Genomic DNA, 15203 nt, shown 5'->3' with positions numbered 1-15203 from the left:
ATTTTCTTCAAAAAGTTGTTGTGGGATCCCTAAAATGATTCTTCACTCCGCTGCACTGCGCTCAGTGATTGAAGCCGTTTGTCATTCCGACGAAGGAGGAATCTCAACTCATAACTCATAACCCATAACTCATAACCATTAAAAGATTCTTCATTCCGCTGCACTGCCCTCAGAAAATTAAACACACTTTTTTATACCTTCCAAAAATGTCTTTTCAAAGGCTTCCTTATCTTTGGGCATCAATGTATTTTGCACCTTATCCTTAACCAGATCATAATCACTATGCACAAAAAAATTTTTAAAAGTTTCATTTTCCTTTTCTTTTTAGTCCTTTCGGCTGCTGCGCAGGAACTGCAGTCGCCAGATGCCAGGCTGCAGCTGCAGTTTAAGCTCGATGATGCGGGTACCCCGGTCTATGAACTCAGTTTTAAAGGGAAGACTGTCATTGCTCCGAGTCAACTGGGATTTGAGCTTAAGAATCAGCCAGACCTGCTGCAGGGTTTCGTGGTGAGCGAGGTACACCGCACCGAAGTTGATGAGACCTGGGAGCCGGTGTGGGGCGAGGAAAAACAGATTCGGAATCACTATAACGAAATGGCTGTAGATCTTCTTCAGCAGGAAACGGGGAGGAAAATGACCCTTAGATTTCGCCTTTTTGACACCGGTCTCGGCTTCAGGTATGAGTTTCCCTCGCAGGAAAAGCTGGGGCATTTTGTAGTGAAGAATGAAAGAACCCAATTTGCCATGACCGGAGATCACAAAGCCTTCTGGATCCCGGGAGATTACGGAACTCAGGAATATGACTACAATGAATCCCGACTTTCAGAAATAGCCGAGATAGGAAGATCTTATAAAGGTGGGGATGCCTGGTCCAAAAGATTTTCTCCTTCTGCAGTGCAAACCGCGCTAATGATGAAGAGCGATGACGGACTCTACATTAACCTCCACGAAGCTGCACTTATCGATTATTCGGCTATGCACTTGGACCTTGACCCGGAAAATCTGGTCTTTACCTCGGCGCTTACGCCCGATGTTAATGGCGATATGGCCTATATGATCACCCCAGCCCACACGCCCTGGCGTACCGTTATTGTGAGCGATGACGCGAGGGATATTCTTACTTCTGATATTACTTATAATCTTAACGCACCTTCAAAGATCGATGACACCTCCTGGATCAAACCCATGAAATATATCGGCGTTTGGTGGGAGATGATCACGGGCAAAAGTTCCTGGGATTATACCAGAGATTTTAATGCTGTAAAACTTGGTGTAACCAATTATGAAGATGCAACGCCTCACGGGCGGCATGGTGCAACTACCAAAAATGTCAAAAAATACATAGATTTTGCTGCCGAACATGGTTTTGACGGGGTGTTGGTGGAAGGCTGGAATGTAGGCTGGGAAGACTGGATTGGTCATAAAAAGGATTATGTCTTTGACTTTCAAACTCCTTATCCCGATTTTGACCTTGAGGAGATCACTGCCTACGCCAAAAACAAGGGGGTGGAAATGATCATGCACCACGAAACTTCAGCTTCGGTACGCAATTATGAGCGGCATCTTGACGCAGCATATCAATTTATGAAGGAGCATGGCTATGATGCCGTAAAAAGCGGGTATGTGGGCAATATACTTCCGCGGGGAGAAAATCACTACAGTCAGTGGCTGGTGAATCATTACCAGTATGCCATTGAAAAGGCGGCCGAATATGAGATCATGGTCAATGCCCACGAGGCGGTAAGGCCCACGGGAGTAGCAAGGACCTGGCCTAATCTTATTGCAAACGAATCGGCAAGGGGGACAGAGTTCCAGGCCTTTGGCGGCTCAAAACCTTTTCATGTTACCGTGCTGCCGTTCACGAGACTGCTGGGCGGGCCTATGGATTATACGCCCGGAATTTTTGAGATGGACATTAGTAAGGTGAATCCCAATAACAATTCGTGGGTGAACAGCACGCTGGTGAACCAACTGGCGCTGTACGTCACTATGTACAGTCCCTTGCAGATGGCTGCCGACCTGCCCGAGAATTATGAGCTGTTCCCCGATGCCTTTCAGTTCATTAAGGATGTGGCGCTGGACTGGGATGCGACTTACATTCTTGAAGCCGAGCCAGGAGATTACGTGACCATTGCCCGCAAGGCGAAGGGAGAAGAGGCGTGGTTTGTTGGCGGTGTGACCGATGAGCAGCCGCGGCAGGCAAAGATCAGTTTTGAATACCTTCCAAAAAAGCAGAATTTCATTGCCACCATTTATGCCGACGGAAAGGATGCAAACTATGATAAGAATCCGCAGAGCTACAGCATCAGGAAGGTCATCGTGAATTCTGGCTCCCGGCTGAAACAGCAGTTAGCTGCCGGGGGAGGCGTTGCTATTTCCATCAAACCGGCCACTAAAGCTGAAATGAAAGGCTTGAAAAAACTCTGAAGATCTTAAGCTCATAATGAAACCCGGAGAAGAAATTATTTTCGTTCTCCGGGTTTTTTTTGGCCTGTGTTTAAAGATTACAGCTGCAGGTTATGCTGCTGAAGAACAGGAGCAAGGCGAGCAGCGGCAATGCTCTTATTCGGAATATCCCGATGTGCTTCGGAAGCTTTACAAGTGTATTCGGAAGGCTGAAATTTCTTCTGAATTTCAGAAATTTCTGAAGTTCGGGTTCCGGCTGAAGTATTTTCAGAAGCAACATAAAAAGGAGGAATTCCGAAGCTCCTGAAGTGTTGAACTCCTTCCGCAGTAACCTGTCAAAAAGGGCATTTTAGCATTACATTTTTAGAGCCCGGATTTTTTAATGTTGTCATCATGTCTCAGGTCGAGCAGCAGGTGGTTGGGATCTATACCTCCGGTTGCGGGTTTACGAGCCACCCTGATATTAAGGGTCTGCACCCCCGAATCGAGGCGATGCATTTGCAGGTAAAGCGGTGCCTGTTGGGGCTTGCCTTCTTCAAAGATCCCTATCTCTATCCAGTCATGCATGGGCACTTCCTTCTCATTTCCGTAGGCGTCAATGACCAGCTTCCGGGCCTCAATTTCCAGTTGCACCTCCCAATCTCCTGTTACAGTTTGCCTTGCGGAAAGCTTATTGGTTTTCAGGCGCCAATAGGTATTTTCCTTAAACAGGTCGTGCAAGAGGTAATGCAGCGAATCGGGCGTTACTCCCTGCAGCTCTTTATAGAGATCTAAGGTGGTAGGCAGCTGCAGCGCTCCCGAAGTTCGCTTTTCAAGCAGCTCCCTAAGGGCCGCATTGACCTGCTCTTTCCCGGCATATTTGCTCAGCGCATATAATGCCAAACCGCTTTTTCTATAATAAAGGAAATCCTCGTTGGCCTGGAGCAGGGGAGCAGAAGCGAGGGAGCGGGGTAAGGCATAGGAAGCATGCAGGTAATCCAGGTATTTCTGCAAATGGCCGGGACCATAATTTTGTGCCAGCACCTGCATTCCTGAATACACGGAAAGCCCTTCGATCAAAACCCCCGCTCCTTCCACGTAAGCAGGAGTTAGCCTGGCAAGTCCCCACCACTGGTGTGCCACCTCATGGGCGATGATGTAATACGGCAGGTCAAATCCGTCGGGGCCGTCATCGGGAGCAAAGAGGGCGTACTTTTCTCCAAAGTAGATGATCCCAGCATCGGCACTGGCGCCACCGCCACCTCCTGCCTGCTCCACCAGGGTAAGACTTTTAAAGGGATAGGGGCCAAAGTGTTCAGCATAATACTGCAGCGATGCCTTTGCGCCTTTGACGATTCGGTCGATACTCTTATGGTGTTCGGGCAGGTAATAGACATGGATGGCCACGTCCTGCCACGCTGCCTCCCGCTTCTCATAAGCGGCCGATAAAATGGTGAATTCTGCCCCAATTGAAGTGGCAGATCTATAGTGATAGTACGCCCTGTTTCCGGCTGTCCATTTTTTGAGCAGTCTCCCGGGAGCTACAGCGATCTCATCTTTTGCAGTGCCAATGACGGCCTCAAAGGTCATTTGATCATTACTGAATCCCTTTTTTCGGGCCTGCAGATCATAAAGAGAAGGAATTTCGGGCCGAAAAGGCAGCTGGTATTTCTTTCTCAATTCCTTATCACTGATCTCCCTGAAGCGCTGATATCCAATGCCTGGGAGCAGGTCAAAATTTGTAAAAGAGGTGCCATTTTTGACCACCAGCGGCGGATTTGTCTTGTGGTGGAAACCTCTAGCTTCATCCTCCACTTTAAATTTCAGCTTTAAGGAATCTCCTGGCATTAGTGGCTGCTCAAGGCGGTAGATGTGATGACCGAGCACCTGATCATTTGTCAAAGCTGTAGCCTTTCTGCTGAATTCCACTTCCTGCAATTTCACTCCCGGAACGCTCCCCAAATGAATGGAATCTATGGCAGCGGCGGTATTGTTCTTAAGCGAAAAAGTTCCTGAGATCTCCAGCTTTTGCTGTTGTGGAAAGATCTCGACCTCAAGGCGGGTACCGGTGAGCTGAGGCTGAGGGCGATTTCCATACCGGCTGTATTGCTTTTCATAATCCGCCTTTCGCGTAAGGACTTTGGAAGCCGGAAGGTATTCCTTCAGCACATTGGTGTTGTAAAAGATATAGCTTCCGGTAATGCCAAGCAGGCCTATCACCACCAGACTGAACCTCAAGGTTCTTCCTTTTAAGCCATCGCTGATTTTTAAAAAGCGCATGGAAAAGCTTTGTTCTCTCCCTCGTGCCCAAAGCAGATTGGCAGCAATGGCCAGCAAGAGGGTCCAGCAGGTCCAGTACAACCTGAACCATAGCCATGGCACCAGGCTATCGCCAAATCCGCGCATTTCGGTATACCACCAGCGGGGGCCGGCAGCATAGATCAACAGGCTGTGCTCCAGTCCCAATTGAGATGGAAAAGCCATGATGCCGAAGATGAGCAATATGACGAGAGTTGCAATGTACTTCTGATCAATGATCACGTGCACAGCAAAAGTCAGCAGCCCAAAGAGCAGGTAATCGGGTAACTGCAGTGCGAAAAGTGACAGAAAATAGAGGTCTATTTCCAGGTGATGGTAATCCAGGAGCAGCTGCATGCCTATGCCTCCCGCCATTAGGATCGCCAGCCATACCAGAAGCATATAGACCAGCCCCAGATATTTGCCGATAAAAAGTACCAAGCTGGTGAGGGGCGTGACATCAGCAATTTCAGCCAGACCATGATCCCGTTCCAGCCAGACGAGTTCCCCCACGTAAAAGATGATGAGCAGGGGCAGGATCACCCAGGGCGAATTGACGCTGTTCAACGGCGGATTGAGGTATGAAATTACTTCCTGAGTAGTGGGAATTATGGGAATTCCGAGTTCGGTCATGAGGAGATCTCCAAAGATCGCTGATCCCAGGCTCAAACCGCCCACCAGAATTAATCCGATGGGGTTAGTGATCATTTTTTTAAAGGAGGCCCAGGCAATTGCGAGGGTTTGCAGTAATCTGGTTGTTAAGCCGAATTCCCGATGTACCTGCGGGGCAGTAATGGCAGGAGCGCGAAGGATACCGGTTTCAGGAACAGTTTCAGTAGGGGAGAACTGTTTTCTTCTGAACCGGCTCCTCCAGCTCCTGGATGTTGCATAGCCGTAACTGTAGCGCCTGCAGGTCATCACCAGCACGCCGAGGGCCAGGAGCAGCCAGAGAATGCGATTCCAGAAGAGCATTCCTTCCAGCCTGATGATCTGAGTATTTTTTTCCAGGGGTGACCAGGTTTGCATTTCATTGCCCACGATCCCCGCCACCCCCACAGGATCCAGCAGCTTTATAAGGTCTGGATTTCCGAAGAGATTTTCGGCCAGCACGGCCAGCAGTGGCGGAAAAACTGTAAGGAAGATACTCGCAAGAAAGCTCATAATGGGCTTCCGGCTCAAGGCAGCAAAGCTGAACTGTAAGGCGGTGACTATAAAAACAGTGGGTAAGGAGAGCAGGAAGTAGACCCTCGAATACAACATAGGGCGAAAGGGCAGTAATTCCTCCCGCTCAATGCCTGGCAGATAAAAGGAAAGCAGTACGCCCAGGGGTAAGGAGAATACGAGCAGCGCATTTATTGTAAAGGCAGCAAGGAATTTTCCTCCCAGATAGTTCAGCCTTCTCACGGGAGCAGTAAATATTAAAGCATGTATTTTCAGCTTTACATCACGGGCTGCCGCTTCCCCGGCTACCGTCGCCCCCATTAAAAGCCATAAAAAACTGCCCATGATGATGGTTGCGGTAATATGAAAGCTGTTGTTAGGATGCACCCCGTCGCCGGTGGAAATGAGCTGGCTCATTCCAATTGAAAATGTGAGCAGCAGGAACAGGTACAGCCATACCGATACCCGGCTTAGCTGGTAAAAGAACTCGTCGCGAAAGATCCTGAAAAAGATCATGGCCGCACCTCCCTCTTTTGCTGATTTACGCCCGCCATGGTCGAAAAATACACATCCTCAAGATCGGGAGGCACCTGTTCAAAAGCAGGGCCGGGGTTGGTTTCACTGTAAACATGCACCACAGTTCTGCCACCCAGAAGGCGGGTAGAGATGACCTTGTGGTCTCGCTCCACTGCCAGCAATTGATCCTTATCGATTACGCGGCGCCATATCCTGCCCTGGATTTTTGCAACGGCCTTAAGCGGCTCCGCTTCCAGTAGAATTTTTCCTTTATTAATGATGGCCATACGCGTACAGAGTTCGCTCACATCTTCTACAATATGTGTAGAAAGTATGACCACGCTCTTTTCTCCCAGTTCACTTAATAAATTGAGGAACCGCACCCGCTCGGCCGGATCCAGCCCCGCAGTAGGTTCATCTACGATCATGAGACGTGGATTTCCCAGCAGAGCTACGGCCACGCCAAAGCGCTGCTTCATTCCCCCCGAAAAACCACCTAGCTTCTGTTTGCGTTTCTCCCAGAGATTGGTTTGTTTCAGTAGGGCCGTAACAACCTCCTTCCTGGAAGCACGATTAGTGAGGCCTTTAAGCACGGCGAAATAATCCAGCAGCTCTTCGGCTTTTGCTTTCGGATATAAACCAAATTCCTGTGGCAGGTAGCCCAGCGTCTTGCGCACTTCAGCTTTCTGATGTATCACGTTGATCTCTCCCAAAGTGATTTCCCCCGAATCTGGTTCCTGCAGGGTAGCCAGGGTTCTCATCAGGGTCGACTTTCCGGCGCCATTGGGTCCCAGCAGGCCGTACATGCCCTTCGGAATTTCCAGGGAAACATGATCTAAAGCCAGGACACCATTTGGGTAGGTCTTGGAGACATTGCGAATGGAGAGATGAAGTTCAGAAGCAAGCATAATTTTTCTTTTAGATCCTTTCCTGGTTTTCCGCAGAAATGGAAATCTATAATCGTTAGTCGGGGATTTCAGAACAAAAGAAAGAGGAGGAGTACTAAAAACAAAAACCGATATACCAAGCCCCACTTTCAACCTACCAGTAACCCATCTTATTCTGTAGAGCCTCTGTAGATCTCATCTCCTCTTTCGCAGAGCCGGAAAGCCAAACGGTCGACTAAGTTCCTGGGGAATAGCAGGAAAGAATATCTTTGTGCTATGAACCGCATCAAAAAGATATTCAAGCTGGTGCACCTGGCGCTCTGGACTCTCTTCGGACTGTTGATCGTCCTGCAGCTGAATTCCGATGAACATCTTCAGTGGAGGGCAGTAACTGCAGGCACATTGCTAACCTGCATGTATGTTTTTTACAGCCACTTTTATCTTCTGAAGTATTCAGCTAAAAGGAAAAAAAGAGATTATTTTCTACTGCTGGCAGGGATCATAGTGACAGGCCCTATTCCATTTGTCATTTTTCACCCTTCAGGCTTCGCAAGTGCAGGAGCTTTTCAGGATTATTACCTCATGACGCTTGTTACTGCAGTACCTGTATTCACCTTTCTAAGCTGGCTGGCAAGGGTCACAGAGAATCTGGTGCTGAACACTGTGTTAAAAGAGCAGCTTGAAAAACAGGCGGTGCAGACAGAGCTGTCTTATCTGAAATCTCAGATCGATCCGCATTTCCTGTTCAATACGCTGAATAATATCCATACCCTGGTTTACAAACAGGCAGCTACTGCGCCCGAAGCTGTACTGCGGCTGGCTTCCCTGATGCGCTATATGATCTATGAATCTAATGCGCCCACGGTTCCCCTTTTCCGGGAGATCACTTATTTACAGGACTACATTAGTCTGCAGCAGCTCAGGTACAGGAAACATCCAATTGTAGACCTGGAAATAAAGGGAGAGACAGCAAGTATAGCAATTGCGCCCCTGCTCTTTATCCATTTCCTGGAGAATGCCTATAAACACAGTCCGTCAGATCTTGCACCCGGGGCAATTCAGCTGCAGGTGGAGGTGAGGGAAAATACCCTTATCTTCAGGATCAGGAATCCGATTGGTAGAAATGCTGGAGCGCTGCAGGAAAGTGGCGGAATAGGCTTGCCGAATATTAAAAAGAGGCTGCAGCTGTTATACCCTCATAGCCATACTCTTGAAACAGATGAAAATGACGGTCATTATACGGTATTACTGAAAATTAAGGACCTACATATACAGCCACATGAAAGAAAAGATCATTTGCTACATTATTGATGATGAACCTCTGGCCCAGGAGATCCTTGAGGAATATATAGCAAAAGTGCCATTTCTGGAACTGAAGGGAAGCTTCATGAGTCCCATGGAAGCCAATCTGCATATCAAGGAAGCCCCGGCCGACCTGCTTTTTCTCGACATCAATATGCCCGATCTTGACGGATTAAGCTTTATCCCCATGCTCCAGCCAAAGCCAGCGATCATTCTTACCACAGCCTATGATCAATATGCCCTGAAGGCTTTTGAGCTGGAAGTAAAGGATTACCTGCTGAAACCTGTTTCCTTTGAGCGCTTTTACAAAAGCGTGCTGCGGGTGTATCAGGAGTTAAACGAAAAACAGCCCCCGAAAATAAATAACCCGGTTCCCGCACCTCCCGAGCCCGATCATATTTTTCTGAAGGTAGGGCACAGGGTGCAGAAGCTTGCTCTGGAAGATATTCTTTTTGTTGAAGGCATGAAAGATTACCTGAGGATCCACACGCCCCAGGAAAAGATCATGACACTGCTCAGTTTTGCGAGACTGGAGGAACTCCTGCCAGCATCGAAATTTGCGAGAGTACATCGTTCGTACCTGGTGGCTATAGATAAGATTGAACATATTGAAAGAAAGAGAATCAAGATCTCCAGCAATTACATTCCCGTAAGCGACACTTACGCGGATAACTTTTTTAAGAAGCTTAAAGGGCTGGAGTAGGGAATTGTTCTCCGGCCTACGAAAGCTTATCGTAAAATTTGAAATGAGAGTGGCGTCAAGAATTTTAGGCTGTTTGAGCGAAACGAATTGAACTCGTCAAAATTTAATCTCCCGCGAGTTCCTAAAATTTAGCCGCCGAATGAAAAATTTAGATAAGGTTTCGTGAGCCTGGACTTTTCTCGATACAAATTTTTTCTCGCTTAGCGCTCAAAAAATTCACTCGAACTGACGAGGGGTTTGTTTATGAGAAAGATGTCTTGTAGTTATTCCCCGGCCTAAGAAAGCTCATCGTAAAATTTTAAATGAGAGTGGCGTCAAGAATTTTAGGCTGTTTGAGCGAAACGAATTGAATTCGCCAAAATTTAATCTCCCGCGAGTTCCTAAAGTTTAGCCGCCGAATGAAAAATTTAGATAAGGTTTCGTGAGCCTAGACTTTTTTGTTTCTTTTTTGGGCGATGCAAAAAAGAAAAGGCTGTCCTCTGAAATTGAAAAACTCTTTGATTCTCGATACGAACTTTCTTAGCTAAAGCGCTCAAAAAATTCACTCCGGTTCTAGATACAAATTTTTCTCGCTTACCGCTCAAAAAATTCACTCGAACTGACGAGGAGTTTGTTTTTGAGAAAGAGGTGTTGTGTTTGTTCTCCGGCCTACAAAAGCTTTTCGTAAAATTTGAAGTGAGAGGGGCGTTAAGAATTTTAGGTTGTTTGAGCGAAACGAATTGAACTCGCCAAAATTAATTCTCCCGCGAGTTCCTAAAATTTAGCCGCCGAATGAAAAATTTAGATAAGTTTTCGTGAGCCTGGACTTTTTTGTTTCTTTTTTGGGCGATGCAAAAAGAAAAGGCTGTCCTCTGAAATTGAAAAACTTTGTGATTCTCGATGCGAAATTTCTTAGCTAAAGCGCTCAAAAAATTCACTCTGGTTCTCGATACAAGTTTTTATCGCTTACCGCTCAAAAAATTCACTCTGGTTCTCGATACAAATTTTTCTCGCTTCCGCTCAAAAAATTCACTCGAACTGACGAGGGGTTTTTTTGAAAATGAGGTGTTGTAGTTGTTCCCCGGCCTACGAAAGCTTATCGTAAAATTTGAAATGAGAGTGGCGTCAAGAATTTTAGGCTGTTTGAGCGAAACGAATTGAACTCGCCAAAATTTAATCTCCCGCGAGTTCCTAAAATTTAGCCGCCGAATGAAAAATTTAGAAAAGGTTTTGTGAGCCTGGACTTTTTTGTTTCTTTTTTGGGCGATGCAAAAAAGAAAAGGCTGTCCTCTGAAATTGAAAAACTCTTTGATTCTCGATACGAATTTTCTTAGCTAAAGCGCTCAAAAAATTCACTCTGGTTCTCGATACAAATTTTTCTCGCTAAAGCGCTCAAAAAATTCACTCGAACTGACGAGGGGTCTGTTTTTGAGAAAGAGGTGTTGTAGTTGTTCCCCGGCCTACGAAAGCTTATCGTAAAATTTGAAATGAGAGGGGCGTTAAGAATTTTAGGCTGTTTGAGCGAAACGAATTGAACTCGCAAAAATTTAATCTCCCGCGAGTTCCTAAAATTTAGCCGCCGAATGACAAATTTAGATACGCTTTCGTGAGCCTGGACTTTTTTGTTTCTTTTTTGGGCGATGCAAAAAAGAAAAGGCTGTCCTCTGAAATTGAAAAACTCTTTGATTCTCGATACGAAATTTCTTAGCTAAAGCGCTCAAAAAATTCACTCTGGTTCTCGATTCAAATTTTTCTCGCTAAAGCGCTCAAAAAATTCACTCTGGTTCCCGATACAAATTTTTCTCGCTAAAGCGCTCAAAAAATTCACTCGAACTGACGAGAGGGTTTTTTTGAAAATGAGGTGTTGTAGTTGTTCCCCGGCCTACGAAAGCTTATCGTAAAATTTGAAATGAGAGTGGCGTCAAGAATTTTAGGCTGTTTGAGCGAAACGAATTGAACTCGTCAAAATTTAATCTCCCGCGAGTTCCTAAAATTTAGCCGCCGAATGAAGAATTTAGATAAGGTTTCGTGAGCCTAGACTTTTTTGTTTCTTTTTTGGGCGATGCAAAAAAGAAAAGGCTCTCCTCTGAAATTGAAAAACTCATTGATTCTCGATACGAATTTTCTTAGCTAAAGCGCTCTAAATTCCCTCTGGTTCTCGATACAAATTTTTCTCGCTAAAGCGCTCAAAAAATTCACTCGAACTGACGAGGGGTCTGTTTTTGAGAAAGAGGTGTTGTAGTTGTTCCCCGGCCTACGAAAGCTTATTGTAAAATTTGAAATGAGAGGGGCGTTAAGAATTTTAGGCTGTTTGAGCGAAACGAATTGAACTCGCAAAAATTTAATCTCCCGCGAGTTCCTAAAATTTAGCCGCCGTATGAAAAATTTAGATAAGGTTTCGTGAGCCTAGACTTTTTTGTTTCTTTTTTGTGCGATGCAAAAAAGAAAAGGCTGTCCTCTGGAATTGAATAACTCATTGATTCTCGATACGAATTTTCTTAGCTTAAGCGCTCTAAATTCCCTCTGGTTCTCGATACAAATTTTTCTCGCTAAAGCGCTCGAAAAATTCACTCGAACTGACGAGGGGTTTTGGCTTAAAAAGAGTTCTCCTGGTCAGAAAAATTTTATCAGAAGACTGACTATCCTGTCCCTTTCGTTATCCCAGCACCTGTTTCTGTTTATTATAAAAAGCATCAGCCTGCAGCTGCATGAGCTCGCGTGCCTTTTTTCGTTTGTAGTCGTACAGTTCCTGCTCTTCGGCAATGTCTGCATAGACCTTATTATTCACGCCGGCATCTGTTTTAAGAATAAGTGCCCGCTGCTGAAGCTGTTGTGAAACCCAGGTTTGCAGTGCGCTTTCCTCATCTTCCAGTTTCAGGTCATAGGCTCCTTTCGGAGATAGCAGCTTGGCGAAAATAGGGGAGGTCTCAATTGCCAGGAACAAAAACATAATAAACAGAGAAGGCAGGAGCGGAAGTTTGCTTAAAGCATTTACCCGCGCCATGAGTCCGTCGAAACCATCAATTACCGGCTGCGATTCGGTTACCTTTGCCTGGTATTCCTGGTTTAAGGATGTAATTGTTGCTTCTGCAGCTGCAATCTTCCCTGCATTGGTTTCCTTTAATTCCTTCAGGGCAAGCAGCTCTGCGTCATGCTTTTGCCTTTTTTCGGTATATACCGGGCCTTTACCTAATCTTTTAGTACCGGCGGTACCTTCGGCTTCTGCGATATAGGTGTTGTAGAGGGCGTTCACTTCAGCTTCCTTACCAGCAACTTCCTCTTCTAAAGAAGCTATTTCCGTATTAAGCGCAATTATCTGCGGATCAAACTGCGTGGCGATCTGCTCCTGATTTGCCAGGGTCATATCATTTTTTTCTTCCAGTAAAACCTGGTTGATCTCCTTCTCAAAGATTTTTAGCTCCAGCGGTTTGGCGATCACAACAGCAATAATTACTGCGAGAATGAGACGTGGCGTGGCCTGAAGGAGCTCACTCCTAAAGTTGTTTTTCTTTTTGATCGTAGAGACGATAAAGCGGTCCAGGTTAAAGATAAGAAGGCCCCAGATCAAACCGAACAGAACAGCGGTAAGATAATTATCAAATACGGTGTAAAGCGCATAAGATGAAGCAATGAACGCCATGACGGCTGTAAAGAAAACAGTGGCGCCTATGCCTGCATATTTTGTTTGTTCGCCGGGAGAACAGGAGTCAAGGATTTTGGTGTCTGCCCCGGAGCAGAAAATAAAGAATCGTTTTAGCATGAGGTGATGATTTATTAATTGATTGATGAATCTTTATAACGTTCATTTTCATCATTTCTTGCAAAAAATCTCTTGTAATTTTCAAGGTTTTTGGATTTTCCAGGAAAGTCTATCAGTCTTTTAAGAAATATGTCGTCTGTTTATCTGCTTTTTGAGTAGCAATTTCCTTTACCTGCCTATTACTGATAACTCATCTTCTATTTTTCTCAGTATATCTCAGCTCGCATTTGAAGCTATAAGAGGGTGGATGAAACTTGCAGTGGATTGTATGTTTTTTTACAATTTAGAGGGTATAACATCGGATCAATGAACCAATCGAACTTTACTTTCCAATACAAAAATTCGCAAAAATATTCCCAAGCAAATCATCGTTGGTGATCTCCCCGGTGATCTCTCCAAAGTAATGCAGGGCCTCCCGAATGTCAATCGCCAGCAGATCGCCGGAGAGGTTGTGGTTAAGCCCGTCCTGCACCTTGTTGATCTCTTCTAAAGCGCTAAGCAGCGCGTTGTAATGTCGGCTGTTGGTGACGATGGTGTTGTTGTTGCGCAGTTCACCGGTGTTGACAAATTGCAATAGCTTTTGCTGCAGGTCTTCCACGCCTTCTCCGCTTTTTGAGGAAATAGTATGGAGATCTGAGATCTGAGATCTGAGATTCTGGATCTGTTCCGGGCTCAACTGATCCACCTTGTTCGCCAGGATCACTAAAGGCTTCTGCGGAAACTGATTCCTGATCTTTTCGATTTCAAATTTAACCTGTTCAAGAGTAGGGGTGGAGTCTTCCCGGGATCCTGAAACAAGTTCAGGATGACGGTCCGATTGTTCGGGTCCATAGAGACGGGAGGCGTCAAAAAGGTAGAGTACAACCTGCGCCTGACTAATCTTTTCGAAGGTGCGTTTGATCCCGATGCTCTCCACCACATCTTCAGTTTCCCTAATCCCGGCGGTGTCGATAAATCTAAAACCAATGCCTCCTATGGAGATCTCATCTTCAATAGTGTCCCTGGTGGTGCCGGCAATCTCTGAAACTATAGCACGTTCCTCATTTAAAAGGGCATTTAGCAGCGTACTTTTCCCCACATTGGGTTCCCCTACGATAGCCACCGGAATTCCATTTTTCAGCACGTTCCCCACGGCAAAAGAATCTATGAGTCTTTTCAATACCTGTTGAATCCTGCTCACCAGCTTCTGAAATTCATCCCGGTTTGCGAACTCAACATCTTCTTCGGCGAAGTCGAGTTCCAGCTCTATGAGAGAAGCGAAATTCAGCAGTTCCTGCCGCAGCTTTTGGATCTCATTGGAAAAGCCGCCGCGCATTTGCTGCATCGCCATCTGGTGGCTCGCCTGATTTTCAGAAGAAATTAGATCGGCCACCGCTTCTGCCTGACTCAAATCCATTTTTCCATTAAGAAAGGCGCGCAAAGTGAATTCCCCTGCTTCCGCAGAACGACAACCCTTTCTGATCAACAGCTGAATGATCTCCTGCTGAATGTACGGACTCCCGTGACAGGAGATCTCGATGGTATTTTCTCCTGTATAGGATTTCGGGCCATGAAAAACCGACACCAGCACTTCGTCCAGGATCCTTTCCCCATCGGTCATGTTTCCCAGATGCAGGGTATGTGAAGCCTGCTCCCGAAGATCTTTTTTGCTTTTGGCTTTAAAGACGGGAGCTACCAGCTCAATAGCATCTGGACCCGATATTCTTATCACGGCGATAGCACCAGCACCTGAAGGCGTTGCGAGGGCTACGATGTTGTCGTTTAATTTCATGTGTGCAAAAGTAGGAAATAGACTTGAGATGTGAGATTTGAGATCTGAGACTATCAAAAGCCACAACAACTATATCAATTGGATCAAACTTATGTTATCCAACAGGACCTAAGGTCGCAACACCTTAAAGAAGGAGCTTGCTTCAGTTGCCGACTGGGTCTTTGGAATGACGGAAAAATGAGGCCCTCATTGCGATGATCAATGAACAATGATCAATAAACAATAAACAAAATGTACGTCCCTGATATAGGTTGACCACAAAATCAACTTATATGAAGTCAAATATTCGATTACTCAGTAAACATCGGAAGTTTTCCGATGAGTTCAAAAGACAAATTGTGAATGATTATGAAAGTGGCAGGTACAGTGTTTTTCAACTGTCTAAGCTTCACGGGATGTCACGGTCTATGATCTATAACTGGATTCATAAATTTTCTACCT

9 protein-coding genes are annotated in these 15203 nt (G+C 45.8%); 5 read left to right on the top strand and 4 right to left on the bottom strand.

Features of this window, described 5'->3' with window-relative positions; genetic code table 11:
• Nucleotides 1-282: 282 nt before the first annotated feature.
• Both HC175_RS05885 and HC175_RS05880 read left to right on the top strand, forming a co-directional pair.
• Entirely contained in the window at nucleotides 283-2427 is a 2145-nt protein-coding gene (locus HC175_RS05885) for a glycoside hydrolase family 97 protein (protein WP_168137566.1), read from the top strand.
• Nucleotides 2428-2443: 16 nt separating this feature from the next.
• Nucleotides 2444-2713 carry a hypothetical protein gene (locus tag HC175_RS05880; protein WP_168137565.1) on the top strand — a complete coding sequence of 90 codons (270 nt, stop codon included), beginning with the start codon at nucleotides 2444-2446 and terminating at the stop codon, nucleotides 2711-2713.
• Nucleotides 2714-2769: 56 nt separating this feature from the next.
• Here the strand turns inward: HC175_RS05880 and HC175_RS05875 are convergent, their stop codons facing one another.
• Both HC175_RS05875 and HC175_RS05870 read right to left on the bottom strand, forming a co-directional pair.
• Nucleotides 2770-6360: an ABC transporter permease/M1 family aminopeptidase gene (locus HC175_RS05875; RefSeq protein ID WP_168137564.1), complete on the bottom strand. Its 3591-nt coding sequence runs from the start codon at nucleotides 6358-6360 to the stop codon at nucleotides 2770-2772.
• A complete protein-coding gene (locus HC175_RS05870) occupies nucleotides 6357-7268 on the bottom strand; it encodes an ABC transporter ATP-binding protein (RefSeq protein WP_168137563.1) in 912 nt (303 codons plus the stop codon). The genes HC175_RS05875 and HC175_RS05870 overlap by 4 nt, the downstream gene beginning before the upstream one ends.
• Nucleotides 7269-7523: 255 nt before the next feature.
• Here HC175_RS05870 and HC175_RS05865 point away from each other — a divergent pair, with 255 nt between their 5' ends.
• Together HC175_RS05865 and HC175_RS05860 are read left to right on the top strand one after the other, a co-directional pair.
• On the top strand, nucleotides 7524-8558 hold the full coding sequence (locus tag HC175_RS05865) for a sensor histidine kinase (RefSeq protein WP_168137562.1): 1035 nt from the start codon (nucleotides 7524-7526) through the stop codon (nucleotides 8556-8558).
• On the top strand, nucleotides 8527-9252 hold the full coding sequence (locus HC175_RS05860) for a LytR/AlgR family response regulator transcription factor (RefSeq protein ID WP_168137561.1): 726 nt from the start codon (nucleotides 8527-8529) through the stop codon (nucleotides 9250-9252). Before HC175_RS05865 ends, HC175_RS05860 begins: the two co-directional genes overlap by 32 nt.
• Nucleotides 9253-11887: 2635 nt before the next feature.
• On the opposite strand, the gene HC175_RS05855 is transcribed toward HC175_RS05860, so the two are convergent.
• Nucleotides 11888-12991, bottom strand: coding sequence for a DUF4407 domain-containing protein (locus HC175_RS05855; RefSeq protein ID WP_168137560.1), 1104 nt, complete (start codon nucleotides 12989-12991; stop codon nucleotides 11888-11890).
• Nucleotides 12992-13313: 322 nt separating this feature from the next.
• A complete protein-coding gene (mnmE, locus tag HC175_RS05850; RefSeq protein WP_168137559.1) occupies nucleotides 13314-14762 on the bottom strand; it encodes a tRNA uridine-5-carboxymethylaminomethyl(34) synthesis GTPase MnmE in 1449 nt (482 codons plus the stop codon).
• 272 nt (nucleotides 14763-15034) lie between these two features.
• On the opposite strand from mnmE, the gene HC175_RS24750 reads away from it, so the two are divergent.
• Nucleotides 15035-15203 (top strand): transposase (locus HC175_RS24750; RefSeq protein ID WP_168137558.1); only part of this gene is annotated, 169 nt, incomplete at its 3' end.

The sequence above is a fragment of the Salinimicrobium oceani genome (assembly GCF_012037645.1).
The sequence above is the reverse complement of the archived record's forward strand: the minus strand, read 5'-3'. Positions and strand labels throughout refer to the sequence as shown.

Coding starts and splice junctions, on each gene's coding strand:
- HC175_RS05885 (WP_168137566.1), top strand. CDS start 283: ATGCACAAAAAAATTTTTAAAAGTTTCATTTTCCTTTTCTTTTTAGTC.
- HC175_RS05880 (WP_168137565.1), top strand. CDS start 2,444: ATGAAACCCGGAGAAGAAATTATTTTCGTTCTCCGGGTTTTTTTTGGC.
- HC175_RS05875 (WP_168137564.1), bottom strand. CDS start 6,360: ATGATCTTTTTCAGGATCTTTCGCGACGAGTTCTTTTACCAGCTAAGC.
- HC175_RS05870 (WP_168137563.1), bottom strand. CDS start 7,268: ATGCTTGCTTCTGAACTTCATCTCTCCATTCGCAATGTCTCCAAGACC.
- HC175_RS05865 (WP_168137562.1), top strand. CDS start 7,524: ATGAACCGCATCAAAAAGATATTCAAGCTGGTGCACCTGGCGCTCTGG.
- HC175_RS05860 (WP_168137561.1), top strand. CDS start 8,527: ATGAAAGAAAAGATCATTTGCTACATTATTGATGATGAACCTCTGGCC.
- HC175_RS05855 (WP_168137560.1), bottom strand. CDS start 12,991: ATGCTAAAACGATTCTTTATTTTCTGCTCCGGGGCAGACACCAAAATC.
- mnmE (WP_168137559.1), bottom strand. CDS start 14,762: ATGAAATTAAACGACAACATCGTAGCCCTCGCAACGCCTTCAGGTGCT.